Source organism: Mycetohabitans sp. B46 (genome assembly GCF_037389205.1).
In the GTDB taxonomy this organism is placed as follows: domain Bacteria; phylum Pseudomonadota; class Gammaproteobacteria; order Burkholderiales; family Burkholderiaceae; genus Mycetohabitans.
In genome coordinates this window covers 1-18048 of sequence record NZ_JADBGL010000006.1, presented here as the reverse complement: position 1 = coordinate 18048, position 18048 = coordinate 1, and the positions used below count along the sequence as shown (strand labels likewise).

The 18048-nt window shown below is 57.2% G+C and carries 5 protein-coding genes, 2 tRNA genes and 3 rRNA genes; 9 read left to right on the top strand and 1 reads right to left on the bottom strand.

Features of this window, described 5'->3' with window-relative positions; translation table 11 throughout:
• Positions 1–94: 94 nt before the first annotated feature.
• The 8 genes from IHE30_RS07925 (at position 95) to IHE30_RS07890 (ending at position 15184) form a co-directional block, all read left to right on the top strand.
• The gene (locus IHE30_RS07925; RefSeq protein WP_337689822.1) at positions 95–871 is read left to right on the top strand and encodes an enoyl-CoA hydratase; all 777 of its coding nucleotides are present in this window, start codon (positions 95–97) and stop codon (positions 869–871) included.
• 438 nt (positions 872–1309) lie between these two features.
• Positions 1310–2840: ribosomal RNA gene (locus tag IHE30_RS07920) — 16S ribosomal RNA — on the top strand.
• Positions 2841–2909: 69 nt separating this feature from the next.
• A tRNA-Ile gene (locus tag IHE30_RS07915) sits at positions 2910–2986 on the top strand.
• A 53-nt stretch (positions 2987–3039) separates the two neighbouring features.
• A tRNA-Ala gene (locus IHE30_RS07910) sits at positions 3040–3115 on the top strand.
• 261 nt (positions 3116–3376) lie between these two features.
• Positions 3377–6260 (top strand): 23S ribosomal RNA (locus IHE30_RS07905).
• A 100-nt stretch (positions 6261–6360) separates the two neighbouring features.
• A 5S ribosomal RNA gene (rrf, locus tag IHE30_RS07900) occupies positions 6361–6474 on the top strand.
• Together the 16S, 23S and 5S rRNA genes with 2 tRNA genes alongside form the textbook arrangement of a ribosomal RNA operon.
• A 980-nt stretch (positions 6475–7454) precedes the next feature.
• On the top strand, positions 7455–12941 hold the full coding sequence (locus tag IHE30_RS07895) for a YadA-like family protein (protein ID WP_337689821.1): 5487 nt from the start codon (positions 7455–7457) through the stop codon (positions 12939–12941).
• A 566-nt stretch (positions 12942–13507) separates the two neighbouring features.
• The gene (locus IHE30_RS07890) at positions 13508–15184 is read left to right on the top strand and encodes a long-chain fatty acid--CoA ligase (protein WP_337689820.1); all 1677 of its coding nucleotides are present in this window, start codon (positions 13508–13510) and stop codon (positions 15182–15184) included.
• 154 nt (positions 15185–15338) lie between these two features.
• Here the strand turns inward: IHE30_RS07890 and IHE30_RS07885 are convergent, their stop codons facing one another.
• On the bottom strand, positions 15339–16523 hold the full coding sequence (locus IHE30_RS07885; protein WP_337689819.1) for a porin: 1185 nt from the start codon (positions 16521–16523) through the stop codon (positions 15339–15341).
• A 375-nt stretch (positions 16524–16898) separates the two neighbouring features.
• Between IHE30_RS07885 and coq7 the strand changes: the two genes are divergently transcribed.
• Complete coding sequence (coq7, locus tag IHE30_RS07880) at positions 16899–17528, top strand: 2-polyprenyl-3-methyl-6-methoxy-1,4-benzoquinone monooxygenase (RefSeq protein ID WP_337689818.1); 630 nt, start codon at positions 16899–16901, stop codon at positions 17526–17528.
• The last annotated feature ends 520 nt before the right edge of the window (positions 17529–18048 follow it).

Sequence of the window (18048 nt, the reverse complement as noted above, 5' to 3'; positions counted from 1 at the left end):
GGATAAATAAACCGACCGGTTGGTTGGAAAATGTTAGCATCCTTTTCGGGTTGCGCGGCGTTTTTTCGCGGTTCCCCTTGCCAGTGGAAAATTCATGACATACGAAAACATTTTGGTCGACACAAACGGACGGGTTGGGCTGATCACGCTGCATCGCCCGAAGGCGCTCAATGCACTGAACGACGCGCTGATGGACGAGTTGGGCGTGGCGCTCAAGGCGTTCGACGACGATGAGCAGATCGGCACGATCGTGATGACAGGCAGCGAAAAAGCATTCGCCGCCGGTGCGGACATCGCAATGATGGCGAAGTACACCTATATGGATGTCTATAAAGGAAACTACATTACGCGCAACTGGGAGGCGGTGCGAGCGGTGCGCAAACCGGTGATTGCCGCAGTGGCGGGCTTCGCGCTGGGCGGCGGGTGCGAACTGGCGATGATGTGCGACATTATCATCGCGGCGGACACCGCGCGGTTCGGCCTGCCGGAGGTCAAGCTTGGGGTCATGCCGGGCGCGGGTGGCACGCAGCGCCTGCCGCGCGCGGTCTCCAAGGCCAAAGCGATGGACCTGTGCTTGACCGGGCGGTTTATGGATGCACACGAAGCGGAGCGCGCGGGGCTGGTATCCCGCGTAGTCGAGGCGAACAAACTGTTAAACGAGGCGCTCAGCACGGCGGCTGCGATTGCTGAATATTCGCTACCTTCGGTGATGATGATCAAGGAATCGATCAATCAGTCGTACGAGACCTTGCTGGCCGAGGGCGTGCATTTCGAGCGCCGGCTGTTCCACTCGCTGTTTGCCACCGAGGATCAGAAGGAAGGGATGGCTGCGTTTGTCGAGAAGCGCAAGCCCATCTTCAAGCATCGTTGAAAATAGGCTTGCGTTGGAGGTGGCGGCTCGCTAAAATCTTATTTTTCGCACGGCGAACGCCGTTGCGCGAAAGTGGGGCGGGTGAGTGGATTTTTCTCGAATCCCCGGGGTGAAAAAAGTTTTAAAAACTTCTTGACGCCACGACGAGGAATCTTCATAATCTCGTTTCTCTGCTGCTGATGCAGCGACGCGATGCGGGGCTGAGGTCGGATGGGCCGAGGCGCAGGTAGCGCGATGCTCTTTAACAAGTAACAGCCGATAAGTGTGGGTACTTGATGGCGAGGCGGGCGGTAGTCGGGGGTAACAGTCCGGCTGCGGCCAAGCGAAGGAATACATCAAGTCTCATACGAAATGAAGGTAGGTTTTGAGAGATCGAAACTTGTCAACGTTTTGAGTTGAGCGACAGGGTCTGCGAGGGCCCAAACAAGTAACAGGTTTGAACTGAAGAGTTTGATCCTGGCTCAGATTGAACGCTGGCGGCATGCCTTACACATGCAAGTCGGACGGCAGCGCGGGCTTCGGCCTGGCGGCGAGTGGCGAACGGGTGAGTAAGACATCGGAACGTGTCCTAGAGTGGGGGATAGCCCGGCGAAAGCCGGATTAATACCGCATACGCTCTGAGGAGGAAAGCGGGGGACCTTCGGGCCTCGCGCTCAAGGGGCGGCCGATGGCAGATTAGCTAGTTGGTAGGGTAAAGGCCTACCAAGGCGACGATCTGTAGCTGGTCTGAGAGGACGGCCAGCCACACTGGGACTGAGACACGGCCCAGACTCCTACGGGAGGCAGCAGTGGGGAATTTTGGACAATGGGGGCAACCCTGATCCAGCAATGCCGCGTGTGTGAAGAAGGCCTTCGGGTTGTAAAGCACTTTTGTCCGGAAAGAAAACAGCCTGGCGAATAACTGGGCTGGATGACGGTACCGGAAGAATAAGCACCGGCTAACTACGTGCCAGCAGCCGCGGTAATACGTAGGGTGCGAGCGTTAATCGGAATGACTGGGCGTAAAGCGTGCGCAGGCGGTTTGCTAAGACCGATGTGAAATCCCCGGGCTTAACCTGGGAACTGCATTGGTGACTGGCAGGCTAGAGTATGGCAGAGGGAGGTAGAATTCCACGTGTAGCAGTGAAATGCGTAGAGATGTGGAGGAATACCGATGGCGAAGGCAGCCTCCTGGGCCAATACTGACGCTCATGCACGAAAGCGTGGGGAGCAAACAGGATTAGATACCCTGGTAGTCCACGCCCTAAACGATGTCAACTAGTTGTTGGGGATTCATTTCCTTAGTAACGTAGCTAACGCGTGAAGTTGACCGCCTGGGGAGTACGGTCGCAAGATTAAAACTCAAAGGAATTGACGGGGACCCGCACAAGCGGTGGATGATGTGGATTAATTCGATGCAACGCGAAAAACCTTACCTACCCTTGACATGGTCGGAACCCTGCTGAGAGGTGGGGGTGCTCGAAAGAGAACCGGCGCACAGGTGCTGCATGGCTGTCGTCAGCTCGTGTCGTGAGATGTTGGGTTAAGTCCCGCAACGAGCGCAACCCTTGTCCTTAGTTGCTACGCAAGAGCACTCTAGGGAGACTGCCGGTGACAAACCGGAGGAAGGTGGGGATGACGTCAAGTCCTCATGGCCCTTATGGGTAGGGCTTCACACGTCATACAATGGTCGGAACAGAGGGTTGCCAACCCGCGAGGGGGAGCTAATCCCAGAAAACCGATCGTAGTCCGGATTGCAGTCTGCAACTCGACTGCATGAAGCTGGAATCGCTAGTAATCGCGGATCAGCATGTCGCGGTGAATACGTTCCCGGGTCTTGTACACACCGCCCGTCACACCATGGGAGTGGGTTTTACCAGAAGTGGCTAGTCTAACCGCAAGGAGGACGGTCACCACGGTAGGATTCATGACTGGGGTGAAGTCGTAACAAGGTAGCCGTATCGGAAGGTGCGGCTGGATCACCTCCTTTCTGGAGCTCAAGTGCCTCCAAATCAAGTACTCACGCTTATCGGCTGTGAAAGTCACAGGGACAGACAACGGGTCTGTAGCTCAGTCGGTTAGAGCACCGTCTTGATAAGGCGGGGGTCGTTGGTTCGAATCCAACCAGACCCACCACGCAAGTGGAGTGTGCGCTGAGCGCGGCGCGCCGTGCGGCCCAAACCCAATAAGGGGGCATAGCTCAGCTGGGAGAGCACCTGCTTTGCAAGCAGGGGGTCGTCGGTTCGATCCCGTCTGCCTCCACCACCGCTCAATCGCGAGCGCTCGAGGCTCGAGCGCTGGCGATTGACCTGTGGGTCAAGCAGTGCAGTATGGCTGTGACGTTCTTTAACAATCTGGAAAAAGAAGCAGTAATGTCTATTGGACGCGTCTTGAGATGGGCGTGGAAGATAGACGGGTAGTGATTGATAGTATTATTTTGAGTGATCTGAGAAGACGCTTGGAAGATACGGCACAACGCGAAAACTCAGCCTATGATAGGTGCGTTGCAAGACGGACTTGTTATAGGGTCAAGCGAACAAGTGCATGCGGTGGATGCCTTGGCGATCACAGGCGAAGAAGGACGCGGTAGCCTGCGAAAAGCTGCGGGGAGCTGGCAAACGAGCTTTGATCCGCAGATGTCCGAATGGGGCAACCCGGCCCGTATGGGTCATCGGTGACTGAATCCATAGGTCACGCGAAGCGAACGCGGCGAACTGAAACATCTAAGTAGCCGCAGGAAGAGAAATCAACCGAGATTCCCAAAGTAGTGGCGAGCGAAATGGGATGAGCCTGTACCATTTAGCATCCTGGTTAGCCGAAGGCTCTGGAAAGGGCGGCCGTAGCAGGTGATAGCCCTGTAGGCGAAAACCAAGGTGTGGAACTAGGGGTACGAGAAGTAGGGCGGGACACGTGAAATCCTGTCTGAAGATGGGGGGACCATCCTCCAAGGCTAAATACTCGTGATCGACCGATAGTGAACCAGTACCGTGAGGGAAAGGCGAAAAGAACCCCGGGAGGGGAGTGAAATAGATCCTGAAACCGCATGCATACAAACAGTCGGAGCCTCGTAAGGGGTGACGGCGTACCTTTTGTATAATGGGTCAGCGACTTACGTTCAGTAGCGAGCTTAACCGGATAGGGCAGGCGTAGCGAAAGCGAGTCCGAATAGGGCGCACAGTTGCTGGGCGTAGACCCGAAACCAAGTGATCTATCCATGGCCAGGTTGAAGGTGCGGTAACACGTACTGGAGGACCGAACCCACTAACGTTGAAAAGTTAGGGGATGAGCTGTGGATAGGGGTGAAAGGCTAAACAAACTTGGAAATAGCTGGTTCTCTCCGAAAACTATTTAGGTAGTGCCTCGTGTCTCACCTTCGGGGGTAGAGCACTGTCATGGTTGAGGGGTCCATTGCGGATTACCTCGCCATAGCAAACTCCGAATACCGAAGCGTGCAATCACGGGAGACAGACGCCGGGTGCTAACGTCCGACGTCAAGAGGGAAACAACCCAGACCGCCAGCTAAGGTCCCTAAAATTGGCTAAGTGGGAAACGAAGTGGGAAGGCTAAAACAGTCAGGAGGTTGGCTTAGAAGCAGCCACCCTTTAAAGAAAGCGTAATAGCTCACTGATCGAGTCGTCCTGCGCGGAAGATGTAACGGGGCTAAGCCAGTTACCGAAGCTGCGGATGCGCACGCTAAGTGCGCATGGTAGGAGAGCGTTCCGTAAGCCTGCGAAGGTGCATTGAGAAGTGTGCTGGAGGTATCGGAAGTGCGAATGCTGACATGAGTAGCGATAAAGGGGGTGAAAGGCCCCCTCGCCGTAAGCCCAAGGTTTCCTACGCAACGTTCATCGGCGTAGGGTGAGTCGGCCCCTAAGGCGAGGCAGAAATGCGTAGCTGATGGGAAGCAGGTTAATATTCCTGCACCGTCGTTAGATGCGATGGGGGGACGGATCGCGGAAGGTTGTCCGGGTGTCGGAAATCCCGGTCCCTGCATTGGAGAAGGCGCTTTGGCAAATCCGGGCGCGTAATTCAAGGGTGTGGGGCGAGCGGCCTTGAGCCGCGAAGCAATCGGAAGGGGTCCCAAGAAAAGCCTCTAAGCTTCAGTCTAACGAGACCGTACCGCAAACCGACACAGGTGGGCGAGATGAGTATTCTAAGGCGCTTGAGAGAACTCGGGAGAAGGAACTCGGCAAATTGGTACCGTAACTTCGGGATAAGGTACGCCCTGCTAGCTTGACTGGCCTGCGCCAGGAGGGTGAAGGGGTTGCAATGAACTGGTGGCTGCGACTGTTTAATAAAAACACAGCACTCTGCAAACACGAAAGTGGACGTATAGGGTGTGACGCCTGCCCGGTGCCGGAAGATTAAATGATGGGGTGCAAGCCCTTGACTGAAGTCCCGGTAAACGGCGGCCGTAACTATAACGGTCCTAAGGTAGCGAAATTCCTTGTCGGGTAAGTTCCGACCTGCACGAATGGCGTAACGATGGCCACACTGTCTCCTCCCGAGACTCAGCGAAGTTGAAGTGTTTGTGATGATGCAATCTACCCGCGGCTAGACGGAAAGACCCCATGAACCTTTACTGTAGCTTTGCATTGGACTTTGAACCGATCTGTGTAGGATAGGTGGGAGGCTTGGAAGCGTGAACGCTAGTTTGCGTGGAGCCGTCCTTGAAATACCACCCTGGTTTGTTTGAGGCTCTAACCTAGTGCCCTGAATCGGGCACGGGGACCGTGCATGGTAGGCAGTTTGACTGGGGCGGTCTCCTCCCAAAGCGTAACGGAGGAGTACGAAGGTACGCTAGGTACGGTCGGAAATCGTGCTGATAGTGCAATGGCATAAGCGTGCTTAACTGCGAGACCGACAAGTCGAGCAGGTGCGAAAGCAGGTCATAGTGATCCGGTGGTTCTGTATGGAAGGGCCATCGCTCAACGGATAAAAGGTACTCTGGGGATAACAGGCTGATACCGCCCAAGAGTTCATATCGACGGCGGTGTTTGGCACCTCGATGTCGGCTCATCTCATCCTGGGGCTGTAGCCGGTCCCAAGGGTATGGCTGTTCGCCATTTAAAGAGGTACGTGAGCTGGGTTTAAAACGTCGTGAGACAGTTTGGTCCCTATCTGCCGTGGGCGTTGGAAGTTTGAGGGGGCCTGCTCCTAGTACGAGAGGACCGGAGTGGACGAACCTCTGGTGTACCGGTTGTCACGCCAGTGGCATCGCCGGGTAGCTATGTTCGGAAGAGATAACCGCTGAAAGCATCTAAGCGGGAAACTCGCCTCAAGATGAGACTTCCCCGGGGACGCGATCCCCTTGAAGGGTCGTTCAAGACCAGGACGTTGATAGGTCGGGTGTGTACGCGCAGTAATGCGCTTAGCTAACCGATACTAATGGCCCGTAAGGCTTGATCCTATAACTGGTCCGTTTTACCGTTGTGCCACCACGCAACCTACCGACTGCTTCCCATTCCAGATTGGCTGGCGCGCGCCCTGCGCGACAGCCCCCCCCTTTGCCTGATGACCATAGCGAGTCGGCCCCACCCCTGCCCATCCCGAACAGGACCGTGAAACGACTCCACGCCGATGATAGTGCGGATTGCCCGTGTGAAAGTAGGTAATCGTCAGGCTCCCCCTTCCCCCCCAACGCCCGCTTCCACTCGAAGCGGGCGTTGGGCTTTGTACGCCCCCTGGAGCCCTGTCAACTCAATCATCGCACGCGCGCCCGGCTCCCCCTCCCTCGGCTGGCTGGAAGATGAAGACCACGGTTCTGTCGTCTCGGTGCGTAGCTGAATACTGCGCGGCACATTACGTGATCTGCCGATGGCATCATGTTGTTCGCGCGCGACGCCGCGTGGCGTATAAAAAATGGCCCAACTTCCCAATCGTTAAACGTGCGGCCATGAACGCCAGCGTGGGAGTTGATCCCATCATCCGCCTCGCCGACTATTCGCATGATTGTCCGAATACTGGCGCCAACAGCTCATGCTCGACCCGTACCCCCATTTCCTGCGTAAGCCTTTCCCAGTGAATGCTAGTGTGTAGTATGAACGAAATGTCGGTCAGCACGGCACGATTGTCGAGCGGCTTGCGACCGAGGTAGTGCGCTCGGCGCACTGGCCATACCGGCCGTGCAAGGTCGCAGCAAGGCCCAAACGGCGTTATCGCTGCATCGTTCTATTGGAAAGCTGCAATGGTATTGCGCGACAGGGAGCGCTGTGGCCATGAGACGCGAGCGCATGGCGCTGCGTTTCCACCGTCAAACTGACTGCTGCTCAACCCGGACAGTACGGGCCACCTTCGGACAAATTTGAATAATTAAGAGTTACGGTATTGGAGGCGTTCTTTGATGCCGTCATGATACTAAACCTCTTAAACAGCATATTGGCGAGCCGACGTACTCCTTTTGAATTCCGCATCAAGCTTCGCGACTGATTGCATAGGAACGGGTCTACGCGTACTGTTCATGTTCACCCTATCCGACTAGCACTTGGCTAATAACAAGAGACTTTAAATGCGGATTTCTGATGCAACGCCAGTAACAGTTTATGGCGCTCCGTTCGCTCATCGCTCCAATTACCTCAGGTTCGTTTTATCAAGGACGTTGTGTGTGCTCGGAGTCGTTACCGCATTGCTGATTTCCGACGACGCGAGGTCAGCCACAGTCCAGTCCGATACGCAGGATACGCCGATGGGCGAAGTCGCATCGCACAATGAGGGCTCGAGCCCACTCAAGGCGCGGAAAACGCGCTGGGATGTGAAGCCGTCCGATAAGCAAGCTAGGCTGATAGATAAAGTTGCGCCGCTTGATAAAGGCTCGAGCCAGCCCAAGGAGCGGAAAACGCGCTGGGATGTGAAGCCACCCGATATGCAAGATGATATGTCGATAGACGAAGGCGTGCCGCATGATAAGGGTTCGAGCCAGCCTAAGGAGCGGAAAAAGCGCTGGGATGTGAAGCCGCCCGATATGCAAGATGATATGTCGATAGACGAAGGCGTGCCGCTTGATAAGGGTTCGAGCCAGCCCAAGGCGCGGAAAAAGCGCTGGGATGTGAAGCCGCCCGATATGCAAGATGATATGTCGATAGACGAAGGCGTGCCGCTTGATAAGGGTTCGAGCCAGCCTAAGGAGCGGAAAAAGCGCTGGGATGTGAAGCCGCCCGATATGCAAGATGATATGTCGATAGACGAAGGCGCGCCGCTTGATAAAGGCTCGAGCCAGCCCAAGGAGCGGAAAACGCGCTGGGATGTGAAGCCGCCCGATATGCAAGATGATATGTCGATAGACGAAGGCGTGCCGCATGATAAGGGTTCGAGCCAGCCTAAGGAGCGGAAAACGCGCTGGGATGTAAAGCCGTCCGATAAGCAAGATATGTTGGTAGACAAAGTCGCGCCGCATGGTGAGGGGGCGATGCCGTCTAAGGTGCGGGAAACATCGCGTTGGGATGTGAAGCCGTCCGATAAGCAAGCTAGGCTGATAGATAAAGTTGCGCCGCTTGATAAAGGCTCGAGCCAGCCTAAGGAGCGGAAAACACGCTGGGATGTGAAGCCGCCCGATATGCAAGATGATATGTCGATAGACGAAGGCGCGCCGCATGATAAGGGTTCGAGCCAGCCTAAGGAGCGGAAAACGCGCTGGGATGTGAAGCCGCCCGATATGCAAGATGATATGTCGATAGACGAAGTCGCGCCGCATGATAAGGGTTCGAGCCAGCCTAAGGAGCGGAAAACGCGCTGGGATGTAAAGCCGTCCGATAAGCAAGATATGTTGGTAGACAAAGTCGCGCCGCATGGTAAGGGGGCGATGCCGTCTAAGGTGCGGGAAACATCGCGTTGGGATGTGAAGCCGTCCGATAAGCAAAATACGCCGATAAACAAAGGCGCGCTGCATGATAAGGGTTCGGGCCAGCCTAAGGAGCGGAAAACGCGCTGGGATGTGAAGCCGTCCGATAAGCAAGATACGCTGATAGACAAAGTCGCGCCGCTTGATAAGGGTCCGAGCCAGCCTAAGGAGCGGAAAAAGCGCTGGGATGTAAAGCCGTCCGATATGCAAGATAAGCTGGCTCCGAAGCGGAAACAGCGTCCGGGCGTGACGGATGGAAAACCAACGGAGGTTGGCGTACGAAGAGAAAAACGGATGCGCGAGCGATCCCAGTCGGTCCCAATATTTTTGCCAAGTGAGTCTTTGCCAAACGAGGCAAACCATTTTTCGAAAAGAATCCGACAGGCCGATGAATCGCTATTCGTCTTAGCTCCCCGAAAAGGCAGGGGGGAGTCCGGCGACTCGCGGAAGGACACGGCTAATCAAATCGACACGGGGAGATTGCACCCACCGCTCACGGGAAAGGACTATACCGACGGCGGTATTGCGCCGTTACCTAACGTGCAAGGAGCTAACCGGATACGCCAGAGATCTCGGTCGCTATCAGCATTATCGCCAGAGCTGGAACAACGCCATTTGCAAGTTGATACGCCGCTGTTCATTCTTTCGCCCTCGCCCGATGGCGGTGATGGGGATTGGGATAGCTTGCAACAGATTAGGGCGCCCGAACCGGCCTGGCCTCAGTCTGCGTTTTCCGATGTGCCGCCGACCAATACGCACGATATGCTAATAGACGAAACCGCATCACACGATCAGGGTTCGAGCCAGCCCAAGGTGCAGCAATCGCGCTTGGATGTGAAGCTGTCCACGCCCGTGTCCGATACGCAAAATACGCTGGTTTCGAAAGGGAAGTGGAAACAGCAACGGGACGTGACGCCTGGAACACCAATGGAGGTTGGTGTACAAAGAAAAAAACGGATGCGCGAGCGGTCCCATTCGGTCCCAATATTTTTGCCAAGTGAGTCTTTACCAAGCGAGGCAGACCGTTTTTCGAAAAGAATTCGACAGGCCGATGAATCACTATTTGTCATAGCTTCCCAAAAAGGCGGGGGGAAGTCCGGCGACTCGCAGAAGGGCGCCGCTGATCAAATTGACACGGGAAGATTGCGCCCTTCGCTTAAACAACCCCAGTTCGGTGACGTTACGGGAAAGGCCAATACCGATAGCGGCATTGCGCTGGTACCTAGCAAGGGAGCTAACCGGACGCGCCAGAGGTCTCGGTCGCTACCAGTATTGTCGCCAGGGCTGGAACAACGCCGTTTGCAAGTTGATACGCCGCTGTTCGTTCTTTCGCCCTCGCCTGATGGCGGTGACGGGAATTTGGATGGCTTGCAACAGATTAGGGCGCCCGAACCGGCCTGGTCTCAGTCTGCGGTTTCCGATGTGCCGCCGACCGGTGCGGCATTAACATACGAAAGTACTGTCGCTGTTCCTTTTAGAACAACGTTTTCCATCTTGCCGTCTATCCGACCAGGACAGACCGTTACAAGTGTGACCGCTGCCACGCCGACTGCTGACTCTGGCATAGATAGCAACGTGGTGGGTAGTGAGGCTGTTGTATTGTGTGACGCAGGCGGCAATACGCACACGTCGATCCTGGGAGCCAGTGAGTCCATCCCCGAGAATGGGACAAGGGCTGACACGGCTATGGTCATCCCGTCGAATTCAAGAAGCAAAGAACAAAGGACGTTGACTGAATCTGATGGTGTGAAACCGTATGATGTGGATAAGTACGACGACGAATGGCAAAGCGACTCAGCCCCGTCAACGGAGACGAAGGTTGCGCAGGCAGGTGAGCCGAGTAAACCGCCGGTCCGACAGGAGCGGCAAACCGGTCATCATGCGAGCGCCACCATGTCAGCGGCCCACCCGGCATCGCGCCGAGGTAGCGTATCAACTATGAGCGATGCCGGCATCAGTGTCGACGGTAGGTCAACACAGTCTGCTGGCGAGAGCAGCGATCAGCTTTTGACCCAGACCCTGGAGGCCAACTCGTCCTCTGCCTTGCAACAGACAACGGCTGACAAGGTGCTAGACGCTTTGCCGGGCAACAGGGGAAGATCCAAATCGGCAGTGCTGTCGCGGCCTCAGGTGGCTAAGCGGTTGCGATCCAGCAGTGAAGACCGACTCAGATCAGGCGGCTTGGATGCGGCAGGCTTGGAGCATGGTATCTGGCAAAGCGGCCCAGCTCCGTCTAAGGAGATGAAGGTTGCGCAGGTGGGTGAAACGCCGGCTCCGCAGGTGAGTGAAACGCCGGGGCAACGGGAGCGGCCAATCGACCATGATGCGAGCGCCACCATGTCAGCGGCCCACCCGGCATCGCGCCGAGGTAGCGCGTCAACTGCGAGCGATGCCGGCACCAGTCTTGACGGTAGATCAATACAGTCCGCTGGCGAGAGCAGCAATCAGCTTTTGACCCAGATCCTGGAGGCCACGTCTCCTACCTTGCAGCAGACAGCGGCTGACAAGATGCTAGACGCTTTGCCGGGCAACAGGGGAAGATCCAAATCGGCAGTGCTGTCGCAGCCTCAGGTGGCTAAGCGGTTGCGATCCAGCAGTGAAGACCGACTCAGATCAGGTGGCTTGGATGCGGCAGGCTTGGAGCACGGTATCTGGCAAAGCGGCCCAGCTCCGTCCAAGGAGATGAAGGTTGCGCAGGTGAGTGAAGCGCCGGCTCCGCAGGTGAGTGAAGCGTTGGCTCAACAGGAATGGCCCACCGGCTACGATGCGAGCGCCACCATGTCGGCGGCCCACTCGGCATCGCGCCGAGGTAGCGCGTCAACTACGAGCGATGCCGGCATCAGTGTCGACGGTAGGTCAACACAGTCCGCTGGCGAGAGCAGCAATCAGCTTTTGGCCCAGACCCTGGAGGCCAACTCGTCCTCTGCCTTGCAACAGACAGCGGCTGACAAGGTGCTAGACGCTTCGCTGGGCAACAGGGGAAGATCCAAATCGGCAGTGTTGTCGCGGCCTCAGGTGGCTAAGCGGTTGCGATCCAGCAGTGAAGACCGACTCAGATCAGGCGGCTTGGAGGCGGCAGGCTTGGAGCACGGTATCTGGCAAAGCGGCCCAGCTCCGTCTAAGGAGATGAAGGTTGCGCAGGTGAGCGAAGCGCCGGCTCCGCAGGTGAGTGAAGCGTTGGCTCAACAGGAATGGCCCACTGGCTACGATGCGAGCGCCACCATGTCGGCGGCCCACCCGGCATCGCGCCGAGGGAGCGCGTCAACCACGAGCACTATCAATAACATTATGGCAGACGAGCGTGAGCGCACGCTGCCGTTGTCACCGACCGAGAGTGCAGGCGCGAGTCGGTCCCCCAACTCTGACCCGTCTTCTGCCGTGGAGCAAAAGCCAAGCGGCATGGAATCGGCTGTGATGACACTAACAACGGCTATCCTGGACGGCGATGGACGCTCGCGCCCGACTGAACAAACGTCGCCGACACGGGCCGTACTCACGAATCCGAAGGAGCCGGATGGTACGAACGCTTGGGCTGCGTATGCTGTCCACAGGAACGCCGACAACTTGGACGGGAATGCCAGTATAGATCCGCTTTCGGTCGGTCAAGCCAATTTAATGTCGAAGACGGGTGATGAAAAGCAGGCTCAAGCAGGTGCGAACATCCCCGCACCGGTTGCTAGCAGTTCCTCAAATGTTCCGAGTAGAGGGCAGGCCGATCAAGAACAAAACTCTGAGCCGACAGAAATGACGCCTTTGACACGGCCCGGTCCAAGTATGGCGGCCGCTACGCCACGTGACGCCGCCCCCGAACAAGACATGCGTCATGGGTGGCTGCGCGAGGCGATCGCGGCAGAGTTGCCGGCGGTTATGAACGAGCAACTTGGTATTAGCGTGGACGAAGCCCACGTATCGGTTGGCACGCCTGGCCACGAGCGCAAGATCACGCATGTTGCACGCGGCACGGCACCGACCGATGCAGTCAACAAAGCTCAGTTGGACGAAGCCGTCGCGCGTGTCGATCGCGACGCGTCAGCAGGCATTGCAGCGGCAATGGCGGTGGCAGGATTGCCACAGCCGACGTTGCCCGGGAAGAGTCTGGCGACGTTTGCGGCTGCAACGTACCGCGGCCAGTATGGCGCTGCGCTTGGCATATCGCACGTCACGCCGAATAATCGCTGGGTTTTCAAACTCGCCGCAAACGCGAACGGACGCGGTTATTTTGGAGCCGTTGCGTCAGGAGGATTTCAATGGTGACGGGTCCTTCTTAGCCGTTCACGATTTTGCAATGCACTGACGTTGCAGAATCAGATGTAAGGCGATATTCGGTGTTTGTGTGCAGGCACTTCGTCATTCGGAACGGCATCAGCCAAGTGCGAATGCTTCAGCAGAGACATTCGCACGTTTAAGCATGACTATGTAACGCACATTGCCACGCACGGTTCATCGACTAAAAATCTCTGACAAAATGAGCCGCTAGGACGGTCAACCTGCATCGTGTTCAGTGGACCGCATCGTTATTTTGCTGGCGATAAGACTATGGCTAAACCGTTACTGGGTGACGAGCTGTGGTCATACCGTGCCGGGCCGGGCGCGCTATGCCGTCGAAAGCCGCTTGACGATCACGCCGTGTTGACCGGTCGCATCCGGAGATTTACTCGGTCGATGTGGCGGCACGAGGCATCGCAAATGGCATAACGGTGCGTATCTTCGGGGCCAACGCCGACTGAGGAGACCGTCTAAAGCGATTGTCCAGGAACGCCGTTGCGGCTAGCATGCCATTTTTAGCACGATCATTCGAAATTAATCGGAGGAGGTGCCGCATGGAACGCATCTGGCTTAAATCCTATCCCGCCGGCGTGCCAGCGGATATCGATCCGTCGATCTATGCATCGGTGACGCTGCTGCTCGAGGAGAGTTTCGGCAAATTTGCTGAGCGGCCCGCGTTTGCCTGCATGAAGCAGGTGTTGACCTACGGGGAATTGGATCGGCTGTCGCGGGCATTGGCCGCCTATTTGCAATGCAAGGGTCTGGCCAAGGGCGCTCGCGTCGCAGTGATGATGCCGAACGTGCTGCAGTATCCCGTTGCAATCGCGGCCGTGTTGCGGGCCGGCTATGTCATGGTCAACGTCAATCCGCTCTATACGTCGCGCGAGCTTGAACACCAGCTGCGCGACAGTGGCGCACAGGCAATCATCCTCCTCGAGAATTTTGCGACGACGCTACAGGCGGTCGTGCCCAATACCGATGTCAAGCATATTATCGTGGCCTCGATGGGCGACTTGATGGGCGTGAAGGGCTGCCTGGTCAATTGGGTCGTGCGACATGTGAAAAAAATAGTGCCGGCCTGGTCGCTACCGGGCTCGGTGCGCTTCAACGATGCGCTCGCGCAGGGCAAGCGAGGCACGTTTCGTCCCGTGCAGCAAGGACCGGATGATGTCGCTTTCCTGCAATATACCGGAGGCACGACGGGTATGGCGAAGGGGGCGACGCTGCTGCATCGGAACATCGTTGCGAACGTACTGCAATCGGAAGTCTGGCTCAATCCGACGCGCAGCGCGCATGCGGAACTCACGCAATTTACTACGGTGATCGCGCTTCCGCTGTATCACGTTTATGCGTTGACCGTCTGCGCACTGCTGACGATTCGTACCGGCGGGCTCGGGGTATTGATTCCCAACCCGCGCGATATTGCCGATACGATCAAGCAGCTGAAGGGGTACGCGGTCAGTACGTTCCCCGCAGTCAATACGCTGTACAACACGCTGCTCAATCATCCCGACTTCGGCAAACTGGATTTTTCGAAACTAGTGGTGGCTAACGCGGGGGGAATGGCTGTGCAGGAGGCGGTGGCGAAGCGGTGGTACGAAATGACCGGCGCGCCGATCATCGAAGGCTATGGTTTGTCCGAGACGTCACCTTGCGTGACGTGCAACCCGGCGACCTCGACCGAATACACGGGCACGATCGGCTTGCCGTTGCCATCCACCGAAGTGTCAATCCGTGACGACGAGGGCAACGAGTTGCCGCTGGGGCAGCCCGGTGAGATCTGCATTCGCGGCCCGCAGGTCATGGCCGGCTACTGGAACCGCCCGGATGAGACGGCTAACGTGATGACAGCGGATGGTTTCTTCAAGTCCGGCGACGTTGGCGTGATCGATGAACGTGGTTACGTGAAAATCGTCGACCGCAAGAAGGACATGATTCTGGTGTCGGGCTTCAATGTCTATCCGAACGAGGTCGAGGACGTGGTCGCGCAGATGCCGGGCGTCTATGAGGTTGCCGCGGTGGGCGTGGCGGACCCGCATTCCGGCGAGGCGGTGAAGCTGTTCATCGTGAAGAAAGACCCGGCGCTCACCGAGCAAGCTGTTCTCGCGTTCTGTCGAGAACGCCTAGCTGGCTATAAGCGTCCAAAGGCAGTCGAGTTCAGGGCTGAACTACCGAAAACGAACGTTGGCAAGATTCTGCGGCGCGAGCTGCGCGACGTGCCTCGGCATTGAGCTTGCTGGTACGGTGAGTTCGCCGAGACGTTGAGCTTGCCCCGACGCTGAGCTAGCTGCGACGTCGAAACCTGCTGTGATATCAGCGTGGCAGCGCATTAAAAAAGACGCCCGAAGGCGCCTTTAAAGGTTACAACCGATTCAAAGCGTGTTATTAGAACTTGTGGCGGATGCCGACGCGAACCGTGGCTTGGTTGTTCGTTGTCGACGGCGACAGGCCCATGATGTTGGCGGTGGCTGCAACCACCGAATCTACGCCGCTCGACGAAGTCGACACCGTGTTGCCCGACGCGTGCTGGTAGACGCCGATCAGGTACACGTCGGTACGCTTGGACAGGAAATAGTCCGCGCCCAGCGCGCCTTGGTGGTACTTCGCGCCGGACTGGCCGTTAATCGAGCTGCCCTTCGTAAAATCATACGCTGCGCCGAGTACCAACGCCGGTGTCAATTGATACTTGAAGTTGATTTCGGCGTTGTTGAACGTTGCAGTGCTGCCGGCGAAAGCCGATGCGTACGTGCTGCCCAGGTTGTAGAACTTCGTGTTCGAGTACGTGATGCCGACCGTAGCCGGGCCGAACGTGTACGCGCCGCCCGCACCGATCACTTGGTACGTGTGGGCCGAGCCGTAGCCGCCGTAGACTGACGAGGTCACGTTTGACACGCCAGCGTTGATCGTGCCCGACGTGCTGTTACCGAAGAAGCTGACGTTCGGGTTACGCACGTTCAAGTAGCCGACGCCCAACACCAATGGGCCGTTCGTGTAGCCCGCGCCCAGCGAGAACGCTTGGTTGCGCGAGAAGTCGCCAGCCACGCCGCCCAGGCTGTACAAGCCGCCGAAGGTCAAACCGGCGAAGTTGGGGCTCGTGTACTTGATCGAGTTGTTGATGCGATAGGCGTTGTTGAAGTTGTCCAGGTCGCCCGGGTGAGCGGCGATGTAGCCACCCCATTGGTCACCGGCTTCCAGCGGGCCGACGTAGTCAACCACGGAGTCGTATTGACGACCCAGCGTGACCATACCGAAGCCGCTCGACGACAGGCCGACGAATGCTTGACGACCGAACTCGAGGCCACCTTGGCCAGACTTGCCGGTGTTGACGTCAAAGCCGTTTTCCAACGTGAAGATCGCCGTCAAGCCACCGCCCAGGTCTTCGGTGCCACGCAGGCCCCAACGGCTGCCTTGCATCACGCCGCTGGACGGGTTCCACAGCGTGTGACCGCCGCTGTTGCTCGTGTAATTCACGCCTTCGTCAATGATACCGTACAGAGTCACGCTGCTTTGCGCATCGGCAACACCTGAGAAAGCGCCCAATGCCGCGAGAGCGAGAAGCGACTTTTTCATCGAAATGATCTCCAGAGATTGGCTGACTTATAGGCAAAGTCAATGTGATAATTTCCTTGCTTTGCAACTTCGCGAGAAGTTGGGCCCTAATGTAGCAAAAGGGTCTGTATCGACCAAGGGAAAGCCCAGTTTTGTCCGGGTTTTACGCATCCTTTGTCACTTTTACGCAACAGCCGGCCAGTAGTCATCGCTGATCGGCCATGTCTATAAAAAATTGCCTCCCTGTCAATGACTTGTGAGCGTTGATGCGATGGCGGAATCGATTAAGGCGTGCCGACGCAATCCCTGGCGCGATGGTTGCCGGGTGCCGGTGTGCGCAAGGGGTGCCGGGTATTGCATCCAGTGGTGGTGACGTATGGATGAAGGAGTATTGAAATGTTGCTCGACGAATTGATTGGGGAGTTTGACCGTGGCTTGCGCTCAATCACAGGGGTGGCCAGAATGAGCCGGCCGGTGCCGCAGCCCGATGTGGTGGCTGACGACAGTGAAATGACGGTGGCCGAGCAAAGTCATGCGGCGGCGCTGATGCGAGTGAACCATGTGGGCGAAGTGTGTGCGCAGGCACTGTATCAGGCGCAGAAGCTGGCAACTCGCTCCGAGCGGCTGAAGCAAGCGTTCGAGCGGGCCGCGCGCGAGGAGGAGGACCACCTGGCGTGGACCGCCCATCGATTACGCGAACTGGACTCGCGGCCGAGCTTGCTCAATCCGCTGTGGTACGCTGGCTCGCTTGCCATCGGCTTTGTCGCCGGCCGGTTTGGCGATCGCGTCAGCCTTGGCTTCATGGCTGAAACGGAGCGCCAGGTCGAGCAGCACCTGGATGGCCATCTGGACCGGCTGCCGGCGCTCGATCACGCGTCACGCGCGATTGTCATGCAGATGCGCACGGATGAGATGGCGCATGCGCGCGCCGCGTCGGACGCCGGCGGCGTGGAGCTTGCTGCCCCGGTGAGCGCACTGATGCGCATGGCCGCGCGCGTGATGACCCGTACTGCGTACTATATCTAGCACTATCGCATACGCTGCCTCGGTTGCTAGGCGTGGAGCGGCCGCAGGCGTCGCCTCTTCAATGCCGATCGCGTTGACACGGGGCGACTGCCGGCGATCCGATCGCGTCGACATGGCCGGGTGCCCCCGACGCTGATCGTATCGGCATGGCTGGCTATCTGCGACACCAATCGCGTCGGCGCTGCGGGCTTCGGAGTCAACTCGCCCGATTCGGCTTGGCGCCGCTATCGTGCCGCAAAAATGACCCTCTGCCGACCCGCGAATTCCGCAGTGCAGTGAAAAAAGTGCCGAATTCTCACGTATTACTTTTAAAAGTGAGGCAATCCCTTCATTTGGTTGAACAATCTTTATTGGAACCCGCTTTAACGGGGCGCGCTAAGTCTTTGTTCTATCGAATGAATTCGCGTGAACCACCGCACGTTGCGCCTTGACCCCTGCCAGGCGTCCTCTAAAGTGGGGGCCAGTGTGAAAAAGTGTATTTTTGTGTGCTATTCGCACGGCTGGGATGATGAAGTGGGTT